The organism is Murinocardiopsis flavida, from assembly GCF_003014485.1.
GTDB classification, from domain to species: domain Bacteria; phylum Actinomycetota; class Actinomycetes; order Streptosporangiales; family Streptosporangiaceae; genus Murinocardiopsis; species Murinocardiopsis flavida.
Genome location: NZ_PYGA01000037.1, coordinates 1 through 26873, shown reverse-complemented (window position 1 = coordinate 26873; position 26873 = coordinate 1). Strand labels below are relative to the sequence as shown.

Here is a 26873-nt window from a genome sequence, read left to right as displayed (position 1 = left end):
GGACTGACCATATAAACACAGACCATTAGGGGTCAATCGCGCCCGTGCCCTGCTCCGCGCCCTGGCCGGTATGCGGGCCCGGTGGTGCGGCTCCGGCTGCGGGTTGACGGCGCATTCCGCCCCCGCACGTTAGCCGATGATTGCCGACCTATGTATGGTCAGACATTACAAGCGAGAGAGGAGATCGCATGACCGCACTCTCAGGTGTTCGGGTGCTCGACATCAGTCAGGTCCTCGCCGGACCGTACGCGGCGATGCTGCTCGCGGACCTCGGTGCGGACGTGATCAAGGTCGAGGCGCCCGGCCACGGCGACCACAGCCGCCAGATGGCCCCGCGGGTCGCCGACAACGTGAGCGGCGCCTACCTCGCCGTCAACCGCAACAAGCGCGGGGTCGCCATTGACCTCAAGGACGAGCGGGGGCGCGGGCTGCTGCACCGGCTCGCCGAGACCAGCGACATCGTCATCGAGAACTTCCGGCCGGGGGTCGCCGCCCGGCTCGGCATCGACTACGCGACCCTCTCCGCGCTCAACCCCCGGCTGATCCACTGCTCGATCTCGGGCTTCGGGCAGTCCGGCCCCTACGCGCCGCGCGGCGGATTCGACCTGGTCGCCCAGGGTATGGCGGGCCTGATGTCGGTCACCGGCGAACCGGGCGGCCCGCCCGTCAAGTGCGGCGTGCCGATCACCGACCTGGGCTCCGGCCTGTTCGCGACCTACGGGATCCTCGCGGCCCTCGCCGCGCGCGAACGCACCGGGCGCGGCCAGCAGGTCGACACCTCGCTCTTCGAGACCGGGCTCGGCCTCGGGGTGTGGGAGGCCGTCGAGTACTTCCACACCGGGGCGACCTCGCAGCCCACCGGCTCCGCGCACCGCCTCGGCGCCCCGTACCAGGCGTTCCGCTGCCTCGACGGGCACTTCACCGTCGGCGCCGACGGCGACCGGCACTGGCCCCGCTTCTGCGAGGTGATCGGCCGGCCGGACCTGCCGGGCGACCCGCGCTTCGGCACCAACGCCGACCGGCTGGCCAACCTCCCCGACCTGGTCGAGCAGATCGAGGCGCAGACCTCGACCAGGACCAGGGACGAATGGCTGGAGCGGCTGGAGGCCGCAGGGGTCCCCGCCGGGCCCATCAACACCGTCCCCGAGGCGCTGTCCGACCCGCACACCCGCGCCAGGAACATGGTCGTGGACGTGGAGCACGACACGCTCGGCCCGCTGAAGGCGCTCGGCCCGGTGGTGAAGCTGTCGGAGACCCCGGCGGAGGTCCGCACGGCGGCACCCGGCCTCGGCCAGCACACCGACGAGGTCTTCGGGCAGCTCGGCGTCGACGCCGACACGATCGACGGCCTGCGGCGCGACGCGGTGGTCGCATGACCGCGACGTCCCTGCTCTTCGCCGACGCCGCGATGATCTCCGGGTTCCTGCGGGGCGGGGTGGTCGCATGACCGCGACCGCCGAGCTCACCGTCGACGGCCACGTGGCGGTGCTGCGGCTGGCCAACCCGCCGCTGAACATCATCACCGCGGAGATGCGCCCGCACATCCTCGCGGCGATCGAGCGGGTGCGCGCCGCAGAGGACATCCGCGCCCTGGTCGTGACCGGGGCCGGGGAGCGCGCGTTCTGCGCCGGGGCCGACCTCAACGAGGAGGCCGACCTCACCCCGGAGACCGTCCGGAGGTTCCTCGCCGACGACTGCGCGATCTACGACGGACTGGCGGAGCTGCCCGTCCCGGTGATCGCCGCCGTCAACGGGCACTGCATGGGCGGCGGCCTCGAACTCGCCCTCTCCTGCGACCTGCGGGTCGCGGCGGACGACGCGAAGCACCGCGCGGCGGGGGTGCGCGTCGGCCTCGTCGTCAGCACCACCCGCATCACCCGCCTGGCCGGACCGGCCGTCGCCAAGGACGTCGTCCTCACCGGCCGCACGTTCAGCGGGGCGGAGGCACTCCGGCTGGGCCTGGCGACGCTGGCGGTGCCGCGCGGCGAGGTCCTCGCCACGGCGCTGGACATGGCGGCCGAGATCGCGTCCCGCGCCCCGCTCGCCGTCCGGCGCGCCAAGACCGCCATCGAGGAGGCCGCCGAGCTGCCCTTCGCCGAGGCGATGGAACGCGAGCTGGACCACTTCGCGGCCCTGTCGGCGACCGCCGACCACAAACACGCCATCGAGGCATTCTTCGAGCGCCGCACGCCGCGGTTCACAGGACGGTGACCCCGATGGGCGAGTCCCCGGTCGCAGCGGCGGTTCTCGGAACTGAGCCCCTGGCCGCGGCGGCGGTTCTTGTGGACGCGCCGCCGGCCACCTTCGAGCGGCGCACGCCGCGCTCCATGGGACGGTGAGACCAATGGACGAGAACCCGGCCGCACCGACGGCCCTCACGAACGAGAATCCCAGCGCATCGGCGGCCGCCCCGGCGGCGTCCCTGGTCCTGCCGATGGCGGGCGCGGCACCCGCCGTCCCCGATTCGGCCTGGGTGGCGCCCGGGGCGGTGCTGGTCGGCGCCGTCACGCTCGGGGACGAGGCGAGCGTCTGGTACACGGCTGTCCTGCGGGCCGACGGCGACGCGATCGCGGTCGGGCGCGGCAGCAACGTGCAGGACGGCGCCGTCCTGCACGCCGACCCCGGCTACCCGGTCCGCATCGGGGACGACGCGACCGTGGGCCACCGGGCGATCGTGCACGGCGCGACCGTGGGCGACGGGACGCTGATCGGCATGGGCGCGATCCTGCTCAACGGGGCGGAGATCGGCGCCGGCTGCCTGGTGGCGGCGGGCAGCCTGATCCCCGAAGGGTTCACGGCGCCCCCCGGAGTGCTGCTGGTGGGCGCGCCGGCGAAGGTCCGGCGCGAACTCACCGAGGAGGAGGCCGCCGACCTCGCGTCCAACGCCGCCGACTACCGCCGCAACGCCGCCAGGCACCGGGACCTCAGCCCCGCGTCCCGGGAGTAGAGGGCCACCGGGGGTTCACCAGGGGTCGACCGGGATGGTGTCGGTGCAGCGTCCCTGCTCGTCGAGGATGCGGCCGTAGATCTTCTCGTACCGGAGGATCACCCGGCGGTCCTCGACCGTGACCCCGGGGAAGTCGCGCACGATGCGGGCCTGGACCTCCTCCAGCTCCGACAGCTGGTGCAGGCCCACGACGAGGATGATGTTGGACGCGCTGATGGTGTTGGCGCACAACCGGGTCTCGCGCCACTTGCCGAGTTCGGCAGCCACCGGCCCCACGGTCGTGTCGGGCGCGCGGAGTTGCAGGTACACGCCGAGGGGGAGGTCGAACAGCGGGCGGGCGACGTCGCACCGGAAGATGATCTGGCGCGACGCCGCCAGTTCGGTGATCCGGCGCCGCACCGTGTGCTGGGCGGCGCCGAGGTCCGCCGCGATCTCGGCGGGGGTCGCCCGCCCCTTGCGGTTGAGGCGGCCGAAGAGCGCGCGGTCGCGGACGCCGAGGGGGCGCACCCCGCGGGTGCGCGCAGTGGCGCCCTGCTCGGCGGAGCGCGCAGTGGGGCTCTGCTCGACGGGGCGCGCCGCGCCGGGCGGCAGCAGCCCCTGCCGCCAGTGCACGCCGCCGTAGAGCAGCCGGAAGATGTTGTGCCGGATCTGCACCGCCCCGCTGATCGGCGCGAAGTCCCTGCTGAGCGTGTGCATGAGCGCCGACAGGTCGGTGGCGAGGAGCACGGCGAACACCTGGAAGTCGCCGGTGGTCGCCCCGACCGTGATGATGTTCGGGAAGCGGGCGAGCGCCCGGGCGACGCCCTCGGTGTCGTTCAGGGCGCACTTCACCTCCAGGATCGCCCCCATCGACAGCTCGGGCCCGATCGCCGCGTGGACCCACGCGAGCCCCTGCTCCTCCAGGCGCTGCCACCGGCGGGCGGCGGTCACGGCCGAGACCCCGAGCACGGCCCCGACGTCGACCCACGGCGCCCTTGGGTTCACCTGGAGCGCGTCGACCAATTGCAGGTCGGTCTCATGGACTGTCATGACCATGCAATCTAGTCGCCTCTCCAGTCAGAATTCATCACGATGTGGCCCCCCTGTTGAAAATCGATCACATCGGCGCCCTGTGTGATCTCGCACCTATGGTGGTGCGCTGTCGGTGCGCGGCTGCACGATCCGAGAGGAGTGGCCATGTCCGAGGTGCCTCACGCCCCGCAGACCCGGGCGAGCACGGCGGAGGAGGACGCGGTCTACCGCAAGGTCGGCCGGCGCCTCCTGCCGTTCCTGCTCCTCTGCTACACGTTCGCCTACCTCGACCGGGTGAACATCGGCTTCGCGAAGCTCCACATGCAGGACGACATCGGCCTCACCGAGGCGGCGTTCGGCCTCGGCGCGGGACTGTTCTTCCTCGCCTACGCCTTCCTGGAGATCCCGAGCAACCTCCTCATGGAGAAGATCGGGGCGAAGAAGACCATCACCCGCATCATGGTGCTGTGGGGTCTCGCCTCGGCGGCGATGGCGTTCGTCCAGAACGAGGCGATGTTCTACGTCCTCCGGGTGCTCCTCGGCGTCTTCGAGGCCGGGTTCGCACCGGGCATCATCCTGTACCTGACCTACTGGTACTCGGCGCGCCGCATGGCCGCCGCCATGGGCATCTACATGCTGGCCGGGCCCGTCGGCTCCATCCTCGGATCCGGGGCCTCCGCCCTCATCATCAGCGGCTTCGACGGGCTCGGCGGCCTCGCGGGCTGGCAGTGGATGTTCCTCGTCGAGGGCCTGCCCTGCGTCGTGCTGGGCTACCTGTTCTGGCGGAGCATGGCCGACCGCCCCCAGGACGCGCACTGGCTCTCCGCGCGGGAGAAGGAGGTCATCGGGGCCGCGGTCGCCCGCACCCGCGCCCAGACCACCCACAGCTTCGCGGCGGTCCTGAAGGACGCGCAGATCTACGTCATGTCCGTCGCGTACTTCGGGATGATGTGCGGCATCTACGCCGCCAGCTTCTGGCTGCCCACCATCCTCCAGGAGAACGGGGTCGAGGGGACCCTCAACATCGGGTTCCTCACCGCCGTGCCCTACGTGTTCGCGATCGTCGCCATGGTCTGGCTCGGTCGGTCCTCCGACCGGTTCCAGGATCGCAAGTGGCACACCGTCCTGCCGACGGTGACGGCGGCGGTCGCCCTGCTCGTCTCGGCCCTCACCGGGCAGGTCTTCGCCGTCTCCTTCACCGCGATGATCATCGCGGTCGCGGCGGTGTGGGGCGCGTACACGGTGTTCTGGGCGGTGCCGGCCGAGCACTTCGGGGGGACGGCGGCAGCGGGCGGCATCGCGCTCATCAACACGGTCGGCATCCTCGGCGGCTTCGTCAGCCCGTACCTCATCGGCCTGGTGAAGGAGGCCACGGGCAGCACCCAGGCGGGCCTGCTGGTGATGGTGGGGCTGCTGGCGGCGTCGACGCTCGCCCTGTTCTTCATCCGCCGCCCCGCAGCGGCCGACGTCCGATAGCAGCACCGAGCAGTGGCGCCGAGCAGCGACGCCGATGCGCAGCACCGGGCATCGGCGCCGAGTAATGGCGCCGATGCGCAGCAGAGAGACCCGAGGAGGGGCACGATGGCGCCGAAGATCGTGGTGGCAGGCTTCCTGCACGAGACGAACACCTTCGCCACGACACCAGCCGACTACGAGAACTTCGTCAACGGCGAGGGGTTCCCCGGGATGTGCCGCGGCGCGGACGTCCTGCGGCTGGCCGACGTCAACGTCCCGGCCGGGGGCTTCGTCGCCGCAGCGGGGGAGTGGGGCGCCGACCTCCGGCCGGTGGTCTGGTGCGCCGCCTCGCCCTCGGCGCCGGTGACCGACCGGGCGTTCGAGCGGATCTGCGGCGAGATCGTCGCCGCGTGCCGTGCGGAGCGGCCCGACGCGGTCTACCTCGACCTGCACGGCGCCATGGTCACGCAGTCCCACGACGACGGCGATGGCGAAGTGCTGCGGCGGGTGCGGGAGGTGGTCGGGCCCGACGTCCCCATCGTCGTGAGCCTGGACCTGCACGCGAACATGACGCGGCAGATGTTCGACGGCGCCGACGCGATGGTCGCCTACCGGACCTACCCGCACCTGGACATGGCGGACACGGGGCGGCGTGCGGCGGCGCTGCTGCGCGGCCTCCTCGGCGGCGCGGAGCTGACCAGCCACTACCTCCGGATCCCGTTCCTGATCCCGATCAACTCCGGCAGTACCTTCCTCGAACCGGCCAGGGAGATCTACGCCCACCTCGACACGGTCGCGGACGAGGACGTGATGCTCACCTTCGCCGCGGGCTTCCCCGCTGCCGACTTCCCCGACTGCGGGCCGTCGGTGTTCGGGTACGGCGGGGACCGCGACGCCGTCGTCCGGGAGGTCGAGCGGCTCCGGGACCTCGTCGTGCGGCGGGAGGCGGAGTTCGCGCTCGACGTCCTTTCCGCGGAGCAGGCGGTCGACGCGGCGGTCGAGGCGGTCGGGGCTGGCGTGCGGCCGGTCGTCATCGCCGACACCCAGGACAACCCGGGCGCCGGCGGCGACGCGACGACGACGGGGCTGCTGCGCGTGCTCCTGGAGCGCGACCGGCCCCGTTCGGTGCTCGCGGCGATGTGGGACGCGGGGATCGCCGAGGCGGCGGCCGCGGCCGGGGTGGGCGGGACGGTGGACGCCGAGTTCCCGGGCTCGGGCGTCGTGGGGGACGCGCCGCTGCGCGGGACGTTCGAGGTGGCCGCGCTGACCGATGGGAAGGTCGTGTTCGACGGGCCGATGCTGCACGGGAACGTGCTGGCGGTGGGGCCGTCGTGCGTACTGCGGTCGGGCAACGTGTCGGTCGTCGTCAACGCGCACAAGGCGCAGATCATGGACCGCAACCAGCTCCGGGCGGCGGGTGTGGTGCCGGAGGAGCAGGACATCGTCGTGGTGAAGAGCTCGGTGCACTTCCGCGGCGACTTCCAGCCGATGGCCGGCCGCGTGCTCGTCGGAGTAGCCCCCGGCCCAATGGCCGCCGACCCCACCACCCTGCCGTGGACCCGCCTCCCCCAAGGAACCCGAACGGGCCCCGGCGGTCCGGCAGCCTCCTGACGCGGCGAGGAAGAACACCGTCAAGGCGGTAGGACTTCAGGACGTAGTGGAGGCCCCGGCGATACATCGCCGGGGCCACGCACTGCGTCACGACCTACAGGTGCTCGCGCTTGACGCCTTCGAGGAACGACCGCCACTCGGCGGCGGAGAACAACAGGTGCTCCTGGTCGGGACTCTTCGTGTCCCGCACAGCTGAGGCCCCCGGCAGGTCGGCGACCTCAACGCAGTCCTGGTGGCCGCCTCCGCTGTAGCTGGACTTGCGCCAGACGTGTCCGTCAACCATGTCCCAAACCTTCCAACGTTCTCTCGATCAACAGCGCAGAGTCCTCCAGGGACAGCGCTGCCGCTTGCACAGCACCGAACGTCAGCCGAAACCGGCGGACGTCCTCAGGGGCATCGATGATCTGACCAGAGTGGGCGGACTCGGCATACACCACATCTGGCGCCGACGACGGCGAAATGATCTTGAAGGGACCCACGAGTCCGGGATTTCGTCCAGTCACGATCTGCACCGAGATGCGCCCGTTCTCCATCAAATCGGCTACATGCGACAACTGTGCCTTCATGATCTTATCTGAGCCGATATGTCGGGTCACCGCTGTCTGGTCCATCACCGCCCAATGGATCGGAGTCTGAGCGGATGCAAACCTCTCAGCGCGCTCCCTCCGAACCCGGACACTGGTCTTTATTTCCTCGGGGGTCATCCATGGAGACAGCGTCGTAACGAGTGCCCGCGCGTACTCTTCCGTCTGAAGAAGAGACGGGAACAACGCAATCTGAGACTCCACGATCGATACGGCGTCTCGCTCAAGATCGGCCAGTTCTTCCAACCATGCAGACCGGCCACTCTTGGTGAGTTCTTCCCATAGTCGGACCAGACGTCCTTCGGCTACCAAGACCTTGTCCAGGATGGCGACAGTCTTGCCCTTTGGCGACCGGTAGCCGCGCTCCAGGTTGGAGACATGCGACGAGCTGACTCCGAGATGGTTCGCAAGCCTGCCCTGGGTCATTCCCGTCATCTCACGGACTCGCGCCAGTTCACGACCGAACCGACGCGTCGCCTCCTGTGTGTCCTTATCCATGCTCGCCAGCTGACCACGAATCCATTCACTCTGCCACGGATCTACCCAACATTGCCCGGTAGCGAGTAAGCCATAGCTTCCTCACCTGCGTGGCGTCAGAGTCGACTCACAGAAGACCCCGGCGACGGCTAGCACCGTCCCGGGGCGTGGCCACCCTGATGAAAGCAGGCTGACATGGCTGACCTTATCGAGCGCATCCGGGAGCGGCTGGTGCTGCCCCGCGAATCGCTGATCTCGACGGATGCGCCCGGGATCCCGACGTCCCCCGCCGAACACTCTCCGGTGGGGGTGAGGTGAATGCTCGATCTCACCCCCGACGAGGCCCACCGGCTCCGGCTCATGGCCGACGACATCGTGACCGGCACCCAGGACCGCGCCTACTGGCTGGGCGGCGCCCGCGACACCTCCATCGCGATCCTGTGCCAGGTCGCCGACTGGCTCGGTGACGCCTGCGACCGCCGCCGCGCCGACGCCGGGCAGCCCACCGCCCCCGAACGGCACCGCCTCCCGTGCGTCCGCCCCGCCAAGCACACCGGCCGCCACATGGACGCCCTCGGCCAGTGCTGGGAGACCTACGCCAACGTCATCCCGATGCCGCTGCGCAAACCCCGGCTTCGCTGAACGGACGGTCGCCTGCCACTGCAAGTGACCCTCTTGACCGCCGCGTCCCGGCACCCCCTTCCACCCCGGTGCCGGGACGCGGCCACCACCGCCGACCACCCGCACGTCGGCGTCCCCCTTGGCAGCCCCTGCCGCTGAAAGAGACCCCTATGTCCGCGTTCGACGCCCGGCACGAACCGCTGCGGTTCGGCTACACCCTCGCCGCCATCGACGACATCGCCTCCAACGCCGCCGCCACCGTCTTCTGGCGCGGCAGCCTCGACCGGCGCCGGCGCACCGAGACCGCGTGGTCGGCCATCGCCGAACTCCTCTACTCCGCCGAGGAAGCGCCCACCCGCAACGACCTCTTCTGCGCCGCGTGGGACGCCTGCCGCTCCCACGCGCGCAAGGACAACAGCTTCCACGGGTGGCGCCAGGGCTACGACGCAGGAACCATGCGCGCCTACGAACGCTTCTGGGCGCTGGCCGCCAACCCCTGCCCCGGACCGGAGTCCGGCGTCGTGGAGCGCATCGCGCTGGCCCAGATCTGGGCACGCCTCACACCCACGCACCGCCGCGTCCTGCTGGCCCTGGCCGCGCACGAGGACTACACGCGCGCCTCCGAGGCCATCGGGGTGAAGTACCACAGCTTCCTGTCCATGATCTCCAAGGCGCGGCGCGCCTTCCTCGCTCTCTGGCACGAAGGCGAGGAGCCGTCGCGGCCCTGGGGCAGCGACGTACGCGGCAAGCAGCCGCGCACCGCGAGCGTCACCAGCGTCGCGGTTCGCCTGCGCCGCCGGAACCGCGCCAAGAACGGCATCACCGGGGCCCCGCCGCGCCGGGTCCGGGCCAAGCGCGACATTGGGGTCTCCGACGAGGAACTCGCGCGCCGCTACCGCGACGGCGAGTCCATCACGTCCATCGCGGCCTCGGTGGGACTGGCCAAGAGCACCGTCCACGTGCGCATCGGCCCCCACCTGCATGCCTGATCTCCACGAAAGGGGGACCCGTGGCACCGGAGGACCACCCGGAACGCGACGAGGCCGGCACCGACCGGCAAGCGGAAAGCGTCCGGTCCGTCCTGTTCGCCGCCGACCTGAATCGGCTGGTCAAAGCCGCACATGAGAACGACGACGAGACCGTCTCCGAGATCAGACGACGCCACGAACCCGAGTGACCCCGACCAATCCCGAACACCCCTCCCGAAGGACGGAAAACCAATGGCAATAAACGAACGACCCCTCACCTGGGACGAGTTGGTGCAGATCTTCGACGACTTCCAGCACACGGCCTTCCGGCTGGAGACCCTCCAGCGCTACGCGGAGGACGGCGAAGCCGAACCCTTCGATCGGTTCCTGTCGGACGGAAGCATGGGCCCCTCCGAATCCATGGAGAAGTGGTGCGCGGAGCTGCGCGACAAGACCGCGCGCGGGCTGCGCCAGGGCCGGGTCCACGTGGTCACCGAACCCCTGTCGGACTACATGAGGTTCGAGTGCGCCGCCGGATACCGCCACAGCGCACCGGCCGGCGAACAGATCCGCATCCTCGCCGTACAGGACGGCGAATGGCCGCAGGGCCTACCCCACCTCGACTACTGGCTGTTCGACTCCCACCAACTGGTGCGCATGGACTACCGCGCCGACGACCTGCTGCTGACCCCCGTGCTCGTCACGGACCCGGAGCAGATCGTCGCGGCCAACACCTGGCGCGACCGCGCGATCCACCTCTCCATCCCCTACGCCGACTACGAGCAGCGCTTCGACCCCTACATGCGCCCCCGATGATCACCACGCGGCAATCGCAGTAAAGCGGCGCCGGTGCAGCTGGACCCCCCTCCCCAGGAGCAGGGTGACGAGCGGCACCGGCGCTGTTAGACAGCCCGCTGCTCTGCACGGAGACATGCAGGAGTGCGCAGACCGGCTTCCCCACGACAGCAGCCCACTGAACGGCCCCAAACCGGGTAGGAATCAAAGTTCCGAGCTATACCCGGACCCTCTTTTGTAGTGCTCCGACCCCCCTGGGAGACACCTCATGCGTGTGACCTTCAGTGATGGACTTTCGAAGGACGAAACAGTCTCTGGTTTCGACGTGGTCGAGCGCAAGGGGATCGGCCATCCCGACTCCCTCGCGGATCTCATTGCCGAAGAGTTCTCCCAGCGCTATTCCCTCCTCGGTCTCGACCGCTTCGGGTTTGTCCCCAATCACTGGGTCGACAAGGTCGCACTGATCGGGGCCGAATCCGTCATCGGATTCGGCCGGTACACGATCCGCAAACCCGTCAGTGCTTATCTGTTCGGGAAGATCACACGTTCGGTCGGAAGTGTCGAGATTGAGATCGAGGGCTTGTTCCGCTGTGTTGTCGAGGACATCCTGAGTCTGGCGACCGGCAGCGTAGCGATTCTTGGCCATTTGCGAACCCGGGTAGAGAACACCGCGGGCACCGGAGCCGATCACCCGGCCACCTTCTATCAGCCCAGGGAAACGGCCGAATCGCCCTCCTCCGATTCGTATCTCAGTGCCAACGACACCGCGTTCTGCACGGCCTACGCCCCGGCCGAGCCGCTGGACCTGCTGGCCATCGATGTGGAGAACCACATCAACAGCTCCGCATTCGCCGCTGCGCTCCCAATGGTCGGTTCCGATGTGAAGGTCATGCTGGTCCGCGCGGACTCTGCCCTGGACGTGACCGTGTGCCTGCCCGTGCACCCGGACCTGGCGGCCTCCCACGCCATCTATGCGCTCGTACTCCAGGACGCGAACCGGCTACTTGAACCCGTCGTGGCCCAGAACCCCGTGGTGGAGAGTCACCTCTGGCGGATCCGGCTCGCACTCAACACCAAGGACGATGGCCAAGGTGCCTACCTGGCCCCATTCGGCACCTCACTCGGCAAGGGGGACTGCGGTCTGGTCGGCCGCGGCAACCGGCCCAACGGCGTCATATCCGCCCGCCGCGGGTCCGGCGTCGAAGCACTCGCGGGAAAGAACCCGCTCCACCACAGCGGCAAGATCTACACACTCCTCGCCATGCGCATCGCCGATCGGATCTTTTCCCAGCTGGGAAGGGCGAACGAGACGACGTTGGTCTCCCGAAACGGGGACCGGCTGGACACCCCCTCCTTCGTCGGCATTCGTTTGGGCGAAACACCCGGCCACGACGACCAGCACCGCATCACCGACATCGTCGAATCGTGCCTGGCCGACCTGGGGGTGGTCTCCAAATGGCTGCTCACCGCCCGCCCCCTCGACCGGTTCCGCAACCCGGCCCTATTGCTGGAGGCGTGAGGTGCCCGCCGCCGATCTCGCCGAGCGCGACGTCGTGCTTGTGACGCTGGACTCCTGCCGCTACGACGTCGCCACGCGAGCATCCCTGCCCCACCTGTCCGCGCTCGGTCCCCTCCTCGAGGCCGAAACCCCGGGGACCTATACCTTCCCTGCGCACTCAGCCCTGTTCAACGGCTTCCTCCCCCAGCCCGTGAATGCTGGGTTCGTCCTCGGCCACCATCGCCTGGGCGCGGTGTGGCGTTCGGGTGCCGCGCGTCCCGCCACCCGCCCGGCGGGGGTGCAGTTCACCGGGACGACGCTGATGGAGCACTACGCCGACCGCGGGTACCGTGTGATCGGCGCCGGCGGTGTCACCTTCTTCAATCCCGGCGAGCCCGGCAACAGCCTGCCGCGCCTGTTCCCGGAGTTCCACTACGTCGGCCGCCCCGCCCAGCAGCCCCTCACCCGAGCCGGGCGGGTCGTGGACCGCGACGAGGCGCTGACCCTTGCCCACGCGGGCTTTCTCGCCCAACGCTGTCTGGAGGCTGACCGGTTCTTCCTGTTCATCAACTGCCCGAGTACCCACATCCCCTACACCACCCCCAACAGCCCGCTTACCCCCTCCACCGGCGAGGCCCTCGAACGGCTCTACCGGCTGCACGACACGAAGAGCGCCCACCCCCCACTGGCGCCGGACGCGGTCGAGGAACTGCTGGGCATGCAACGCCGCGGACTCGAATGGGCCGATGAGCAGCTCGGCCTGCTGTTTCGCCGACTGGCACACCGCCAACCGCTCGTGGTCGTGTGCGCCGACCACGGTGAGGAGTTCGGCGAAGGCGGCCGCTACGGCCACGGCCACCCGCACCCTACCGTCACGACTGTGCCGCTGTGGTGCGGCCTCCTCTCGCCGTGAAAGGGGCACCGGCATGGCAGGACGCAGCTGGCTTCAACACCCCGCCCTCACCCCGCCCCACGTCTCCGAGGTGCGGACCCGGCTGGGCATCTCCCCCAACCACCCCTCGTTTCGCATCGGGGTACTGCGCACCCACCTACTTACGGCGCTGATCGCCCACGCCGCGGCCGAGCACACCGGCACCAGCGCCCGCGTGATGGTGCGCTGGGATGACACCGACACTGCCCGCAGCCGCAATGAGTACCGGCCGCGACTCCAGCGCGAACTCCAGGAAACCGCGCGCATCCCCATCGCCGCCGACACCCCAGGCCTGCGCCAGAGCCGCAGGGGCCGCCGCTACCGCGAGGCCCTGGCACGCTTGGCCGCACTGGGGTTACTGCGCACAAGCAGGGGCGTGGTCTGCCTGGACGTACCGGCTATCGACCGCCTGATCACTCGGAGAGGTCAGCGCCCCGAGGACCTTGTCGCCGCCGTACTCGTCAATTCCCGCGCACCACTCACCCCGGCCCAATCCGCGGTCCCTCTCGCCCGCGGAGACGGCCGGGCGCTGTGGCACCTCGCCAGCGTCGTCGACGACATCGACACCCGCACCACCCTCGTCGTCCGCGGGACGGACAAGGCCAGCGCCACCGCCATCCAGGCCCGCCTGCACTGGGCCCTGAACGAGGCAACCCCGGCGCCCGCGCACGTATTCGTGCCCCGGATCATCGAACGGGACCGCGGGGCCTCACGAGTGGCCGCGCTACTCGACCAGGGCATCCGCCCCAGCGCGCTGCGCTGGTTCCTCACTGAGCCCTACCTCACCCCGGCGCTGCCCGCCCCACCGGAGACGTTCACCGATCTCCTCGCAACGTTTCGCCCGGTCCTTCCCGCCAACGTTGATAGCCGCTTCGACGTCGAGAGACTCACCGCGATGGACCGCAAGATCTCCGCGCGCCTGAGTACCGCGACCGCGCTCAGTGAACTCCATGCTGCGACCGCCCACAGCAGAGGTTCGGCCACCGCGGCGCACATCACCCACTGGATCGCCACCCGCTACCGACGCCCACTCCGACGCCAGGTCCAGCTCTTGCAGTCACTCACCCGAACCGAGATCGACTACGGGCGCCCACCGCAGGCGGCCGAAGAGGCGTTCGGCCTGATCGACACGGCCGCACCCGAAACGATCGTCGCCGCTCCCGCACCGGTGCTGCGGTGGGTCCTCACGGGGGATGCGGAGGGGCCTGACACCGGCGAACTGGTGGCGTTGCTGCCCCGGGCGCTGATCGAGCGCCGGATCGTCGCAGCGGGTCAGGCGCTCAGCTCCGCCAAGGCGGCGCGCAACCGCGCCAGCGTGCGCTCGCGGCCCAGCAGTGCCACGGACTCGAACAGCGGCAAGCCGACCGTGCGGCCGGTGACCGCGACCCGCACCGGCGCCTGAGCCTTGCCCAGCTTGAGGCCGTGGACCGCGCCCGCCGCCTCCAGCGCGCTCTTCAGCGCCTCCGGCTCCCATGCCAGAGCGGGATCGCCATAGACCTCCAGGGCCGCGGTGAGCATTTCGGCGCCCACGCCGGGCTTCATCGCTTTGCTCCAGCTCTTCTCATCGAGGACGGGGCGCTCAAGGAAGAGGAAATCGACCATGGCCACGATCTCGGACAGAACGGCGATCCGGCTCTGGGCCAGTGGAGCGACCGCGGCGAACACCGCCGCGTCAAAATCCTCCGGCGCCCAGGGGGCGTCGGCGCGCAGGTAGGGCGCGCAGCGGCGCACGAACTCCTCGGGGGGCAGCGCACGGATGTAGTCCCCGTTGAACGCCCGGAGCTTCTGCTCGTCGAAGTACGCCGGGGAGGAGTTGACGTCGGCCAGGTCGAACAGCGGCACCATGTCCTCGATCGGCATGATCTCGCGGTCGTCACCGGGAGACCAACCCAGCAGCATCAGGTAGTTGACCATGGCCTCGGGCAGGAACCCCTCGGCCTGGTAGGACTCCAACGCCACCTTGTCGCGGCGCTTCGAGAGCTTCTGCCGCTTCTCGTTCACCAGCACTGGGGCGTGGGCCCACACCGGCGGTGCGTGTCCCAGCGCCTCCCACAGCAACTGCTGCTTGGGGGCGTTGGACAGGTGCTCCTCGCCGCGGATCACGTGGGTGATGCCCATCTCGACATCGTCGACCACATTCGCAAGGACGAACAGCGGTGTGCCGTCGCCGCGGGCGATCACGAAGTCCTCCAGCGCCTCGAAAGGGAACTCCACGCGGCCCCGGATCCTGTCCTCGACCACGACCGGGCCGGCACCGGGGATCCGGAAACGCAAGGCCCGGCCCGCGCCCGCCTCAAGGCCGCGGTCGCGGCAGTGCCCGTCGTAGCCGAGGTTGGGGTTGTCCCGGCGCTGCTGGACCTGCTCCCGGGTGCAGTCGCAGAAGTAGGCCAGGCCCTCCTTGCCCAGGCGCAGCGCAGCCTCGGTGTGCTTGTCGAGGTACTCGGTCTGGGAGTAGGGGCCCTCGTACTCCTGCGGGCTGACACCGAGCCAGGCCATCGCCGCAAGGATGCCCTCGGTCCATTCCGGGCGGGACCGGGCGGCATCGGTGTCCTCGATCCGCAGCACCATAGTCCCGCCGGTTTGGCGTGCGACCACCCAGTTCAACAGGAGGGAGCGGGCGTTGCCGACGTGGAACATCCCGGTCGGCGAGGGCGCGAAACGGGTGCGGATCGAGGTAGTAGGCACGGGAAGATACTAACGCCGGTGTACCGTCGCGGTCCCACCTTCGCAATTGATTATGGCGCTTCGCGTGTGGCGCTTCCCAGCTACAAATGCCACGAGGATTCGCCAAATGTCAGGGATCCAACCCGGGGGCTGCGAGACTCGAATGGCCGATGAGTCACGCAGAGGACTCCCCGTCAGAAACGGCGACGGAACCACTGGGACTCCTCACCGCCGTGGCCGCGGGTTCGTGGTTCGATTGGCTGCGCGTGAATCTCCGCGGCAGCGTTGAAGGGCTCGCCCCGGCTGTACCCCGTCGCCAGTCGGACCGGGATCGGCCTCCGCGGCGCGGATCCACGGACCGGCACCAGGGGAGGGCGACGAGCACACAACGCGGCCGTCATCACCGCCGCGAGCGGCGCGCCCTGCGGAACAACCTGCGATCACCCCACCACCGGCCAACGACACCCAACCGCATCGGCAGGAAGAGTCCCCCGGCGGCCGAACCGTCTTACAGGTCCGTTGCCGTCATAAACCGTTCCAAAGGCTCGGCCTCGCGTCGAAGCGCCAAAGCACGGGATTCCAGCCGTCGCACGGAAGGGGTATCGCGGACAAGCCATCCACCGGTCTGCACCCCGGTGGGGCCCTGCCCGTAGTCGTGGACCAGCGCCACATCGCGGTCGAAGAGCAGGAAATCGAAGATCTCATCATTCGGCACCGTTGCATCCGACCCGATACGCATCACCTCGACGTTCTCGCCCATCGCCCCCCGGATCCGGTAGCTCATCAGTTCGTACCGTAGGTACTCCGTCAAGGGCTGCTGTACTACGCGGACTCGGGCGCCGATATTGAACGCATGCTGGGACCTGTTCGACTCGGATCCTTGGTACGACTGCCAGCATTCGACCTTGAGGAACCTCGATTTCAATCCCGACCATGCTTGCGAAAACTCTGCGGTAAACGCCTCAAGGTCGAGCCGGGTTCCGCCGTTCACTGCCCATCGAGGTGGACTTACCTAAGACTCCGGATTTCCGAATTGGCTACCGACCGAAACAGGACCACTATCCCAGGTTCGCCTTCTTCTTCGCATCGATATCTGCCAATCCGTGGCCACATGACGTCTGTGCCCGCCTCTCGTCATTGTGAGAACCCCTTCGTCAAGATCAGCGAGGAGAACGCGGCGGGCGGGGTGGGTTCGGGGAGCTCTACCTTGGTCGTATGCGTGTCGCGATCCTTGGGCCTCTTGAAGTCGTCGACGACGGTGTCGGGGTCGACATCGGTGGTGCGCGGTTGCGATCGCTGCTGATCGGGCTGTCTCTCCAGGTGGGGCGTACCGTCGCGCCCGACACGCTGGCCGCCGCCGTCTGGCCCGGGGACGGACCGACCGATCCGGTGAACGCCCTCCAGTCCCTGGTGTCGCGGCTGCGCCGCGCGCTGCCGGCCGACCGGCTGCTGTCCGTGCCCGGCGGCTACCGCCTCGACCTGCCGGCCGATGCCGTGGACGCCCACCGGTTCGAGCGGCTCGCAGGAGAGGGGCACCGTTCCGTGCGCGACGGCGAGCCCGAGATGGCGCTGCGGCTGCTGCGCGAGGCGCTGGGCCTGTGGCGGGGCGAGCTTCCCGCGGAGGCGCCGGACGCCGCGCACCGCCGGCTCGCGGAGCTGCGGCTCACCGCCGCCGAGGACCACGCCGCTGCGGCGCTGGCGCTGGGCCGGACGGACGGCCTCGTCGCCGAACTCGAAGGGCTCGCGGCGGCCCACCCGTTCCGCGAGCGGCTGCGCGGCCTGGTCATCCGGGCGCTGCACGCCGACGGCCGCCAGGCCGAGGCGCTCGCCTCCTACGAGGAGTTCCGCGGCTTCCTCGCGGCGGAACTCGGCGCCGACCCCGGCGCGGAGCTGAAGGAGGCGCACGTCGCCGCGCTGCGCGGCGAGACGGCCCCGCGGCGGCGCACCGGGAACCTGCCCGCGCCCGCGACCGGCTTCGTCGGCCGCGCCGCCGAACTCGACCGCATTGCCGCCCGGCTCGACGCGGGCCGCCTCGTGACCCTGGTCGGCCCGGGCGGGGCCGGCAAGTCCCGCCTCGCCGCCGAGGCCGCCGGGCGGTGGGCGCCCCCGGTGTGGCTGGTGGAGTTGGGGCCGGTCACCGACCCCGACGCGGTGGCCCACGCCGCGGCCGACGCGCTCGGTGCCCGCGACCCCGGCCTGTTGTCGGCCCCGGTCGATCCGCTCGACGGCGTCACCCGTGCACTCGCGGGGACGTCGGCCCTGCTGGTGCTGGACGGCTGCGAGCACCTGGTCGATGCGGCGGCCGCCCTGGCGGGGGAGCTGCTGCGCCGCTGCCCCGGACTGCGCATCGTCGCCACCAGCCGCGAACCTCTCGGCATCCCCGGTGAGGCCGTCTGCCCCGTCGGTCCGCTGCCGGGGGAGGAGGCGGTGCGGCTGTTCGCCGACCGCGCGGCGGCGGTCCGGCCCGGCTTCGCCGTCACCCCCGGCAACGCGGCCGACATCGGGGCGCTCTGCGAACGCCTCGACGGCCTGCCGCTCGCCGTTGAACTGGCGGCGGCCCTGCTTCGCTCCCTCCCGCTGGACGAGCTGGTGGACCGGCTCGGCGACGGGCTCGACATCCCCGAGTCGCGCACCGGCCGACCGGCCGACCCCCGGCACCGGACGCTGCGCGCGGTCGTCGCCTGGAGCTGGCGGCTGCTCGCAGAGGACGAACGGCGGCTCGCTCGGCGCCTCGCGGTGTTCCCCGGCGGCGTCACCGTGGAGAGCGCCGAGGCCGTCGGCGGGGCGGGCGCCGACCTGCTCGCCGCGCTCGCCGACCGCTCGGTACTGCGGTTCGACGGGCGGCGGTACAGCATGCTCGCGACGATCCGCGCCTACGGCCGCGAGGAGCTGGTCCGCAGCGGGGAACTCACGCGGGCCCGCGTCGCGCACGCCGCCTACTTCACCGGCCTCGCCGAGCGGGCGGTCCCCTACCTCAAAGGCGCCGACCAGCTCCCGTGGATCGCGCGGCTCGCCGCCGAGCGCGGCAACCTGACCGCGGCCCTGCGCTTCTGCTGCGACACCGGTGACGCGGCCACTGCCCTGCGCCTGTGCGCGGCGCTCGGCCTGTACTGGCTGATCCGCGGGGACCACCGCGCGCTGGCGCACTGGCCGGGGCGTGCGCTACGGGTGCCGGGCCCCGCACCGTCTGCGGCCCGGTCGGTCACGAGGGCCCTGCACCTGCTGGTCCCGGATCCCGGACGGCACGACGGGCCCCTCGCCGAGGAGATCCGGCGGCTTCCGGCGGAGCCGGACGCCGCCGACCCCATACCGGAGTCGGCGCTGGTCGAACCGTTCCTCGCGTTCGCCGCGGGCGACGCCGACACCGCGCTGGCGGCGGTCGACCGGCGGCTGGGGCACCCCGATCCCTGGGTCGGGTCGGTGCTGCGGCTCATGCGGGCGCTGCTCGTCGGCGGCGGGGGCGACATGGCCGGGATGCGCCGCGAGCTGGTGGCCGCTGTCGCCGGGTTCCGGGACCTGGGCGAGCGCGGCGGGCTGGCGTGGTCGCTGACGGCACTGGCCGACGTGCACACCAACCGCGGCTCGTTCGAGGACGCCGTCGCCGCGCTGGAGGAGGCGGTGCGCCTGCTGCGTGCGCTCGACCCCGACGACGACGCCGTGCTCCAGCGGGTGTGGATCGCCGAGGCGCGGTACCGCTCCGGCGACACCGCCCGGGCCCGCGCGGACCTCCGCGGCCTCATGGGCGGGGACGACGGCGCGTCGCTGCCGGAGCGGTACCGGCTCTTCGCCCGGATCACCACGGCCGCCCTCGCGCGCCGCGACGGCGACCGCCGCGACGCCGCCCGGCAGCTCGCGCTCGCCCGCGAGGACATCGGCAGCGGGGCCGACGCCAACCCGGCGTACGCCTTCGCGCTCGAATGCGGCGCGGCGGAGCTCGCGAGGGACGGCGGCGACCTCGCAGCGGCGCGGCGGCATCTCGCCGCGGCCTTCGACACGGCCGTCTCGGGCGGCGACGGCAGGCAGGCCGCCATCGCGGCGGCCCACTCGGCGGTGCTGCTCCGTGCGGAGGGCCGCTCCGCCGAGGCGGTGGAGCAGTTCGGCGCGGCGCTCGCCCTGATCGGCGCGCCCGACGTCCTGGACGCCGATCTCCAGCGGCTCGACCCTGACCTGCGGGCGGAGTTGGGCGAGCGAGCCTATGAGGCGGCCCTTGCACGGGGGCGTGGGCTGGATCCCGAGGCGGCGCTCGCCCTGATCGGTTCCCTCCTCAGCTGACCCCGGCCCGCTCGCCCTGCTCTCCCCGCTCATCCAGCCGCTTGGCGAAGTGGCCGCGGCAGCCCGGGCAGCAGAACCCGTAGGTCACCCCGTCGCGGGTCAGGGTGACGGCCGACTCCGCGGGCACGATCCCCCCGCACACGGGGTCGATGAAGGTGCCGGGCGGCGCCTCGCGTCCCGGGTCGGCGGCCTGCTCGATCTCCGCCGTCCAGTCGGCCTCGCGCTGGACCCGCCCGAGTATCCCGTAGCCGCCCCGCGGCACCCCGAAGACCTGCACGAGGGCGCGCGGCTGCCGGTACACGCCGTCCGGGTCGCCTTCGGCTGCGGCGATCTCCCGGGTGACCGCCGCGACGATGTGCTCGCTCACCTCCTTGACCCATGCGCCGACGTGGACGTTCACCACGTAGCACGGGGGCTCCGCCGGGTCGGCCGGCCGGCCGTCGGTGATCCACACCGCCGGCTCGTGCACGACGACATGGGTGCGGGACTCCACGAGACGCATGACACCGGGGTCGGCGCGTTCCGTGTCGCCCTCGGCGCCGTCGAGCAGCCGCGCCGCCGTCAACCGCTCGGCGAGGTCCTGGAGTTCGGCGCGGGTGCGGGCGCCCCGGGGCACGAAGAGTTCGATGAACAGCATCGTGTTCCTCCTGTTTCTAGCCGCGGACGGCGCTGAAGAGCCAGCCCGCACCGCGCAGGGTGACGGCACCGGCGGCGGTGAAGGGGACCAGCGCCGCTTCGACCGCGTCCTGTGCGCGGACGACGGCGGCCGGGTCGGCGTCGCGGATCCAGAAGCGCACCGGGCCCATCCCGAAGACGAAATCGGCTGCGTCGTCGGGGTCGGCGCCGAGCACGGCCTCGGTGGTGATCGCCTCGGCGGTGATGCCGGTGTACCCGGCCTTGGTGAGGATCGCGGTGATGGCGTCGGCGTCGCGGAAGGTCATGGGCCCCGGCGCGTCGTCCTCGGCGGGGTCGGGGAGCGGAACGTGCCGGCCCATGGCGGCCCAGACGGCGCCGGTCTGGTCGTCGTCGGACTCGCGGCCGCACCCGAAGACCAGTGTCCCGCCGGGTTTGAGGGCGCTGCCGATGTTGGCGAACGCGGTGACGGGGTCGGCGAAGTACATGATCCCGCCGCGGCTGATGGCGACGTCGAAGTGCTGCTCGGGGAAGGGGTACACCTGTGCGTCGCCCTGCCCGAAGGTGACGTTGGTGATCCCCTCGGCCTCTGCTGTGGCGCGGGCCCTTTCCAGCATCGGCCGGGAGAGGTCGACGCCGACGGCGTGCCCGACCTTGGCGCGGCGGGCGGCCTCCCTTGTGGTCTGGCCGGCGCCGCAGCCGACGTCGAGGACGCGGTGGTGCGCCTCGATCGCCGCCGCCTCGAAGATCGGGCCGCTGAGCCCGCTGACCAGGGTGTTGTAGCGCTCGTGATTGTCGGCCCAGTGCCGGCCCTCGTAGCCGTTCCACGCCTCGGACTGGTGGGTGTTGACGATGTCCATGCGCAGAGCGTGCCGGGGCGCCCTGTCGGAGTGCGCACAGAACGCTGTCGCCGCGCTGCGAGGCGGCTCCCGGCGTGGTCGCGGTGCTCGATGCGGTCGGCAGCGGTGGCGGCCGGGCCGCCACCGGCCGGGGTGTTACCGCCGGATTCGGGCGCGGCGGACGGGCTGCTCTCGGCCGGACGACCGTCCGGCCCGGTCGCGGACCCCGGGCTCCCACCGGCCGCGCTCCAACCGACCGGACGACCGCCGGGTCCGTTCACGGCGGTCGCGCTCCTACCCGCCGGGCTGCTCGCGGCTGGACGACCGCCCGGTCCGGCAGGCCGCGCTCATTCCGGTCCGGCCAGGAGTTCCGAGAACGGGGTGGGGTCGGCGAACGGGTCCGTGGAGTCGGGGGCGCCGCGGCCGCCGACCAGGGCGGCGAGTTCGGCGGCCGCGCGCCCGATCCGGTCCGTCAGCGCCCGCGTCCCGCCGCCGGTGCCCCAGTCCTCCGACGCGGCGTACACGGCGGTCGGCACGACGATCGAGCGCAGGTGGGCGAACATCGGGCGCATGGCGTGCTCCAGCGCGAGCGAGTGCCGCGGCGTGCCGCCGGTGGCGCCGATCAGCACCGGGGTGCCGGTCAGCGCGTCGGCGTCCACGACGTCGAAGAACGACTTGAACAGCCCGCTGTAGGACGCGTTGAAGATGGGGCTGACGGCGATCAGTCCTTCGGCGCCGGACACGCTGTCGAGCGCCCACCGCAGGTCGCCGGTCGGGACGCCGGTCAGCATGGCGTTCACCAGGTCGTGGGCGTGGTCGCGCAGGTCGACGACCGCGACGTCGGCCGGGTCGCCCTGCCCGTCCAGGACGCCCTTGGTGGCGTCGGCGAGCCGGTCGGCGAGCAGCCGGGTCGACGACGGCTGACTCAGCCCCGCGGTGACAACGGCCAGGTTGCGCGGGGTCATCGGGTCACCTCCGAGTTGTCGGTGCTCTCGGTGTCCTCGGTGCGGTCCTTGGCCTGGACGAGAGCGGCGTGGGTGGGCCCGTCGGGGACGTGCGCCGGCTTGAGCGCGGCGAACTCCTTGCGGAGCACCGGGACGACCTCCTCGCCGAGCAGGTCGAGCTGTTCGAGCACGGTCTTGAGCGGCAGCCCGGCGTGGTCCATCAGGAACAGCTGGCGCTGGTAGTCGCCGAAGTACTCGCGGAACTTCAGGGTCCGGTCGATCACCTGCTGCGGGCTGCCGACCGTGAGCGGCGTCTCCTCGGCGAACTCCTCCAGTGTCGGGCCGTGCCCGTAGACGGGGGCGTTGTCGAAGTAGGGCCGGAACTCCGCGACGGCGTCCTGCGAGTTCTTCCGCATGAACACCTGGCCGCCCAGCCCGACGACCGCCTGGTCGGCCGACCCGTGGCCGTAGTGCTCGAAGCGCCGCCGGTACAGGTTGATCAGCCGGATGAAGTGCTCCTTGGGCCAGAAGATGTGGTTGGCGAAGAAGCCGTCGCCGTAGTACGCCGCCTGCTCGGCGATCTCCGGGCTGCGGATGGAGCCGTGCCAGACGAACGGCGGCACGCCGTCGAGCGGGCGCGGGGTCGAGGTGAAGGACTGGAGCGGGGTGCGGAACTTGCCCTCCCAGTCGACGACGTCCTCGCGCCAGAGGCGGTGCAGCAGGTGGTAGTTCTCGATCGCGAGCGGGATGCCCTGGCGGATGTCCTGGCCGAACCAGGGGTACACGGGCCCGGTGTTGCCGCGGCCCATCATCAGGTCGACCCTGCCGCCCGCGAGGTGCTGGAGCATCGCGAAGTCCTCGGCGATCTTCACCGGGTCGTTCGTGGTGATCAGGGTGGTCGCGGTGGAGAGGATGAGCCGTTCGGTCAGCGCGGCGACGTAGCCGAGCATGGTGGTGGGCGACGACGGCACGAACGGCGGGTTGTGGTGTTCCCCGGTGGCGAAGACGTCCAGCCCGACCTCTTCGGCCTTCTGCGCGATCCGGACCATGGACGTGATCCGCTCGCCCTCGGAGGGCGTCCACCCGGTCGTGGGATCGGCGGTGACGTCGCCGACGGTGAAGACTCCGAACTGCATGGCGCACCTCTCCAGTAGTGCAAATTTCAACTATGCCGGGAACACCGGTCCGGGTGCGCGCATTCCCGCCGCTTCCCGGCGCTCGTCGGAACCGGCCTGTGGACAGGTGCGGACGCGATATGTATACAATTGAATGCAGGTTGATGGTGCGGGGCCCCATTGGTCATGAATGCATGGCACTGCATCCAACGGGATCCCGCCGTCGATCCGCACCAGGACCGAGCGCGCACGTCGCAGGGTGACGAGGGGAAGCATGAGCAGCACCAGGAACGGAACCGAGGCGGGCGCCGACGGCTACGACGTCGTCGTGGTCGGCGGCGGGAACGCCGGCTTCTGCGCGGCGCATGCGGCGCGCGAGCAGGGGGCGCGCGTCCTGCTGCTGGAGAAGGGCGCCAAAGGCGAGGACGGCGGCAACTCCTACTACACGGCCGGCGCGTTCCGCGTCGCGCACGGCGGCCCCGACGACCTCGCCGACATCGTCGACGACGAGACCCGGTCCCTGCTGCCGACGACCGACCTGGCGCCCTACACGGCCGCGGACTTCGCCGCCGACATGGTCCGCATCACCGAGCAGCGGTGCGACCCGGCGATGACCGCCGTCGTCACCGGCGACAGCGCCGCGGCAGCCCGCTGGCTGCACGGCAAGGGTGTGCGCTGGCGGCTGATGTACGAGCGCCAGTCCTACGTCTCACAAGGGCGGCACGTGTTCTTCGGCGGCCTCGCGCTGGGCGTCGTCGACGGCGGCAAGGGGCTCATCGAGCAGCACACCCGCGCAGCCGAGGACAGCGGGATCGAGATCCGCTACGGGGCGACCGTCGAGGAGATCGTCCGCGACCCGGACGGCGCCGTCCGGGGCGTCGCATACACCGGGCCCGATGGACGTCCCCACCGGGTGACCGCCCGCGCCACGGTCCTCGCCGCCGGCGGGTTCGAGGCGAACCCGGAGCTGCGCCGCCGCCACCTCGGCGCGGGCTGGGAGAACGCCGTGGTGCGCGGCAACCCGCTCAACACCGGGGAGGTGCTGGAGATGGCCCTCGGCGTCGGTGCGGCCGGGCACGGCGACTGGTCGTCCTGCCACAGCGTGGCATGGGACTCCGGGGCGCCGGTCGGCGGCGGCGACCGGGTCTACACCAACCAGCACACGCGGCAGAGCTACCCCATCGGCGTGGTGGTCGACACGGACGGGCGGCGCTTCCTGGACGAGGGCGCCGACTACCGCAACTACACCTACGCCAAGTACGGCAAGGAGATCCTGCGCCGCCCCGGCGGCAGGGCGTTCCAGCTCTTCGACGCCAAGACCCGCCCGCTGCTGCGCCCGCAGGAGTACGACACCGACTCCGTCACCGAGGTCGTCGCCGACACCGTCGCCGAACTGGCCGCCCGGCTCGGCGTCGACCCGGACGGGCTGGCGGCGACCCTCGACGGGTTCAACGCCGCCATCGTCGACGCGCCGTTCGACCCCGCGGTCAAGGACGGCCGCGCGGCCCGGGTCGACCCGCCCAAGTCGAACTGGGCGCAGCCCATCGACACCGCCCCGTTCTACGGGTACCCGGTGTCGTGCGGGATCACGTTCACCTTCGGCGGGGTCCACGTCGACGGCGACGCGAGGGTCCTCACGGAGTCCGGCGCGCCGATCCCCGGCCTGTTCGCGGCGGGCGAGCTGGTCGGCGGGCTGTTCTCGGGCAACTACCCGGGCGGCTCGGGCCTGACCGCAGGCGCGGTCTACGGAAGAAGGGCCGGAACCGCCGCGGCGAGCCAGGAGCCCTGACACGGTTGGCGGCCGGGGCCCTCAGCCCGGACTCCTCGGAGCAGGCGCGGGCCAAGGCCGCAGGTCAGTGTCCGCCGCAGCGCGCCGGGAGGCGTGCGACCGAGATTGAACGAGTCTCCCGTCCCGGCCCTCGAAGCAGGCGCGGCCCGCACCCCTCGGGTGCGGGCCGCGCGCGTGCGATCAGGGTCAGTGGACGTCCTCGGCGTACATCCGCAGCCGGATGTCGCGCGCGGCGGTCATGTGCCGCTCGGCCGCCGAGGCGGCGTCGTCCGCTCTGCGCTCTTCGATGGCCGCCACGAGCTCCTCGTGTTCGCGCTGGGCACTCTCCCAGCGTCCGGCGCTGGTCAGCGTCGTGGCCGGGTAGCGGGCCAGGTGGTCGTTGAGCCGACTGAGCAGGTCGAGCAGCGTGTTGTTGTGGGCGGCGGCCCACACCATCTCGTGGAAGGCGCGGTTGGCCGCCGCCATGGCGTAGGGGTCGGAGACGTCGGTCTCGGTCATCGCCGTAGCCGCGCGCCGGATGCGGACGAGGTCCAGTTCGCTGCGGTTCTCCGCCGCGGCGCGAGCTGCGCAACCCTCCAGCACGACGCGTACGCCGTAGATCTCCAGGATCTCCTCAGGGCTGCGGCCGCGGACCCGCATGCCGCGCTCGAACCGCTCGACCAGGCCGTCCTGGAGCAGCCGACGCAGCGCCTCGCGGATGGGGGTGCGGCTGACGCCGTAGCGGTCGGCGAGCGCCAGTTCGGTGAGCGGGGCCCCGGTCTCCAACCGCCCGGTGACGATGTCCTCTCGCAACCGGTCGTACACGTCTGCGCGCACTGCTTCCTCCTGCCGTACCGCCGTCCACGCAAGTGTACGACGGTATGCCCTCCGCAGATCCGGAGTTTGCGCTACCGCCCACCAAGGGTGTGCTTCGTGGGTCGTGATCCTGCCAGAACAGAGCGGTGCCCGGAACGCCCCGCCCGACCGCCTTGACGTGAGTTCTCACCACGCGCAGACCCGGTGGCGGGCGCCGAGGGCGTCCGCCCAATGGACCTGGGCAAGGCTGCCAAGCTCCGGCCCCCTGGGGTCGAGGGCGCTCTTGCCCTGGACATATGTGGTCCAGCGGGGTGGGGGCCGAGGGCGTCCTGTTCCGCAGCGGGCCTGGGCTGGGCTGCCGGGAAGCCTGCGCAGCAGCGACGGCCGAAGCAGACCCCAGCTTGGACGCCCAAGCCCCGCCACGCACTGATCGCGCGGCGGCGGAACTGCCGCGCTGGCGCGGGTTGGCCCCCCGGCGTGGTTGCGGTGGATTCCGTGCGGCGCTGAGCCCGGCGGTCGAAGTCCACGATGCGCGTCGGCCGTTGCTGCTGCGCAGGCACCCCGGCAGCCTGGCTCCGGTCATCTGGGGCGGGTGACGCTCTCGCCCTGAACGTCGTCTTACCGGGCCGGGGGTGCCGTCGCTCTGGACGGCTGTGTCCCCGGTCCCCGGAGCGAGGGCGCTCTCGACCTGGGCGTCTTCGGGCCAGACGTTGGGCGTGAGATCGGCCCGGGGAGTGTCTTGCAAATGCTTGCGGGACAGCGGGGCCTGGCATGATCCACGAATCCCTCCCCAGCGGGGAGCCGGGCGAGGGGCGCTACGGCACTGGTTTGTTTCGTGCCGGGTGTGATGGAGGCTCTCAAACCTGGGAAGGATGAGAGACATGCCAGCACCGAGGAAATACCCCGCTGAGCTGCGTGAACGCG

Annotated in this window: 24 protein-coding genes; 14 read left to right on the top strand and 10 right to left on the bottom strand. The window is 71.1% G+C overall.

Going from position 1 to position 26873, the window contains the following annotated elements; genetic code table 11:
• The first annotated feature begins 188 nt into the window (after positions 1–188).
• The 3 genes from CLV63_RS31180 to CLV63_RS31170 all read left to right on the top strand — a co-directional run bounded on the left by CLV63_RS31180 (position 189) and on the right by CLV63_RS31170 (position 2947).
• A complete protein-coding gene (locus CLV63_RS31180) occupies positions 189–1376 on the top strand; it encodes a CaiB/BaiF CoA transferase family protein (protein WP_106586838.1) in 1188 nt (395 codons plus the stop codon).
• A gap of 67 nt (positions 1377–1443) precedes the next feature.
• Positions 1444–2211, top strand: coding sequence for an enoyl-CoA hydratase/isomerase family protein (locus CLV63_RS31175; protein WP_106586837.1), 768 nt, complete (start codon positions 1444–1446; stop codon positions 2209–2211).
• A 133-nt stretch (positions 2212–2344) separates the two neighbouring features.
• A complete protein-coding gene (locus tag CLV63_RS31170; RefSeq protein ID WP_245929232.1) occupies positions 2345–2947 on the top strand; it encodes a gamma carbonic anhydrase family protein in 603 nt (200 codons plus the stop codon).
• Positions 2948–2962: 15 nt separating this feature from the next.
• Here the strand turns inward: CLV63_RS31170 and CLV63_RS31165 are convergent, their stop codons facing one another.
• Positions 2963–3976 carry an Lrp/AsnC family transcriptional regulator gene (locus tag CLV63_RS31165; RefSeq protein WP_170134389.1) on the bottom strand — a complete coding sequence of 338 codons (1014 nt, stop codon included), beginning with the start codon at positions 3974–3976 and terminating at the stop codon, positions 2963–2965.
• A 147-nt stretch (positions 3977–4123) separates the two neighbouring features.
• On the opposite strand from CLV63_RS31165, the gene CLV63_RS31160 reads away from it, so the two are divergent.
• Both CLV63_RS31160 and CLV63_RS31155 read left to right on the top strand, forming a co-directional pair.
• Positions 4124–5434, top strand: a complete 1311-nt coding sequence (locus CLV63_RS31160; protein WP_106586835.1) for an MFS transporter — start codon at positions 4124–4126, stop codon at positions 5432–5434.
• 105 nt (positions 5435–5539) lie between these two features.
• Complete coding sequence (locus tag CLV63_RS31155; protein WP_106586834.1) at positions 5540–7024, top strand: M81 family metallopeptidase; 1485 nt, start codon at positions 5540–5542, stop codon at positions 7022–7024.
• A gap of 94 nt (positions 7025–7118) precedes the next feature.
• On the opposite strand, the gene CLV63_RS31150 is transcribed toward CLV63_RS31155, so the two are convergent.
• Both CLV63_RS31150 and CLV63_RS31145 read right to left on the bottom strand, forming a co-directional pair.
• Positions 7119–7307: a DUF397 domain-containing protein gene (locus tag CLV63_RS31150; RefSeq protein WP_106586833.1), complete on the bottom strand. Its 189-nt coding sequence runs from the start codon at positions 7305–7307 to the stop codon at positions 7119–7121.
• Positions 7300–8106: a helix-turn-helix domain-containing protein gene (locus CLV63_RS31145; RefSeq protein WP_106586832.1), complete on the bottom strand. Its 807-nt coding sequence runs from the start codon at positions 8104–8106 to the stop codon at positions 7300–7302. The genes CLV63_RS31150 and CLV63_RS31145 overlap by 8 nt, the downstream gene beginning before the upstream one ends.
• A 174-nt stretch (positions 8107–8280) precedes the next feature.
• Between CLV63_RS31145 and CLV63_RS35095 the strand changes: the two genes are divergently transcribed.
• The 7 genes from CLV63_RS35095 (at position 8281) to CLV63_RS31120 (ending at position 12880) form a co-directional block, all read left to right on the top strand.
• The gene (locus CLV63_RS35095; protein WP_281260780.1) at positions 8281–8403 is read left to right on the top strand and encodes a hypothetical protein; all 123 of its coding nucleotides are present in this window, start codon (positions 8281–8283) and stop codon (positions 8401–8403) included.
• Positions 8404–8727 (top strand): hypothetical protein, encoded by a 324-nt coding sequence (locus CLV63_RS31140; RefSeq protein WP_106586831.1) that lies wholly within the window; start codon positions 8404–8406, stop codon positions 8725–8727. It begins immediately after the preceding gene.
• A gap of 149 nt (positions 8728–8876) precedes the next feature.
• Positions 8877–9695, top strand: a complete 819-nt coding sequence (locus tag CLV63_RS31135) for a hypothetical protein (protein ID WP_106586830.1) — start codon at positions 8877–8879, stop codon at positions 9693–9695.
• 20 nt (positions 9696–9715) lie between these two features.
• Complete coding sequence (locus tag CLV63_RS33870) at positions 9716–9883, top strand: hypothetical protein (protein WP_170134388.1); 168 nt, start codon at positions 9716–9718, stop codon at positions 9881–9883.
• Positions 9884–9926: 43 nt separating this feature from the next.
• Positions 9927–10490 carry a DUF6879 family protein gene (locus CLV63_RS31130; protein WP_106586829.1) on the top strand — a complete coding sequence of 188 codons (564 nt, stop codon included), beginning with the start codon at positions 9927–9929 and terminating at the stop codon, positions 10488–10490.
• Between the two features lie 247 nt (positions 10491–10737).
• Positions 10738–11988, top strand: a complete 1251-nt coding sequence (locus CLV63_RS31125) for a methionine adenosyltransferase (protein ID WP_106586828.1) — start codon at positions 10738–10740, stop codon at positions 11986–11988.
• A gap of 1 nt (position 11989) precedes the next feature.
• Complete coding sequence (locus CLV63_RS31120; RefSeq protein ID WP_106586827.1) at positions 11990–12880, top strand: sulfatase-like hydrolase/transferase; 891 nt, start codon at positions 11990–11992, stop codon at positions 12878–12880.
• Positions 12881–14170: 1290 nt separating this feature from the next.
• Here CLV63_RS31120 and gltX read toward each other — a convergent pair.
• Together gltX and CLV63_RS35190 are read right to left on the bottom strand one after the other, a co-directional pair.
• Positions 14171–15583, bottom strand: coding sequence for a glutamate--tRNA ligase (gene gltX, locus CLV63_RS31105; protein WP_106586824.1), 1413 nt, complete (start codon positions 15581–15583; stop codon positions 14171–14173).
• Positions 15584–16070: 487 nt separating this feature from the next.
• On the bottom strand, positions 16071–16553 hold the full coding sequence (locus CLV63_RS35190) for a DUF6879 family protein (protein ID WP_106586823.1): 483 nt from the start codon (positions 16551–16553) through the stop codon (positions 16071–16073).
• Between the two features lie 224 nt (positions 16554–16777).
• Between CLV63_RS35190 and CLV63_RS31095 the strand changes: the two genes are divergently transcribed.
• A complete protein-coding gene (locus CLV63_RS31095; RefSeq protein ID WP_106586822.1) occupies positions 16778–19834 on the top strand; it encodes a BTAD domain-containing putative transcriptional regulator in 3057 nt (1018 codons plus the stop codon).
• Here CLV63_RS31095 and CLV63_RS31090 read toward each other — a convergent pair.
• From CLV63_RS31090 to CLV63_RS31075, 4 genes are all read right to left on the bottom strand, one after another.
• Positions 19827–20471 (bottom strand): YHS domain-containing protein, encoded by a 645-nt coding sequence (locus tag CLV63_RS31090; protein WP_106586821.1) that lies wholly within the window; start codon positions 20469–20471, stop codon positions 19827–19829. The genes CLV63_RS31095 and CLV63_RS31090 overlap by 8 nt on opposite strands.
• Before the next feature lie 16 nt (positions 20472–20487).
• Complete coding sequence (locus CLV63_RS31085) at positions 20488–21327, bottom strand: class I SAM-dependent methyltransferase (protein WP_106586820.1); 840 nt, start codon at positions 21325–21327, stop codon at positions 20488–20490.
• Positions 21328–21653: 326 nt separating this feature from the next.
• Positions 21654–22271: an FMN reductase gene (locus CLV63_RS31080; protein WP_106586819.1), complete on the bottom strand. Its 618-nt coding sequence runs from the start codon at positions 22269–22271 to the stop codon at positions 21654–21656.
• Positions 22268–23386, bottom strand: coding sequence for an LLM class flavin-dependent oxidoreductase (locus CLV63_RS31075; protein ID WP_106586818.1), 1119 nt, complete (start codon positions 23384–23386; stop codon positions 22268–22270). Before CLV63_RS31075 ends, CLV63_RS31080 begins: the two co-directional genes overlap by 4 nt.
• A 253-nt stretch (positions 23387–23639) precedes the next feature.
• On the opposite strand from CLV63_RS31075, the gene tcuA reads away from it, so the two are divergent.
• Positions 23640–25154 (top strand): FAD-dependent tricarballylate dehydrogenase TcuA, encoded by a 1515-nt coding sequence (gene tcuA, locus CLV63_RS31070; protein ID WP_106586817.1) that lies wholly within the window; start codon positions 23640–23642, stop codon positions 25152–25154.
• A gap of 186 nt (positions 25155–25340) precedes the next feature.
• On the opposite strand, the gene CLV63_RS31065 is transcribed toward tcuA, so the two are convergent.
• Complete coding sequence (locus tag CLV63_RS31065; protein ID WP_211301561.1) at positions 25341–25970, bottom strand: GntR family transcriptional regulator; 630 nt, start codon at positions 25968–25970, stop codon at positions 25341–25343.
• Positions 25971–26873: the final 903 nt, after the last annotated feature.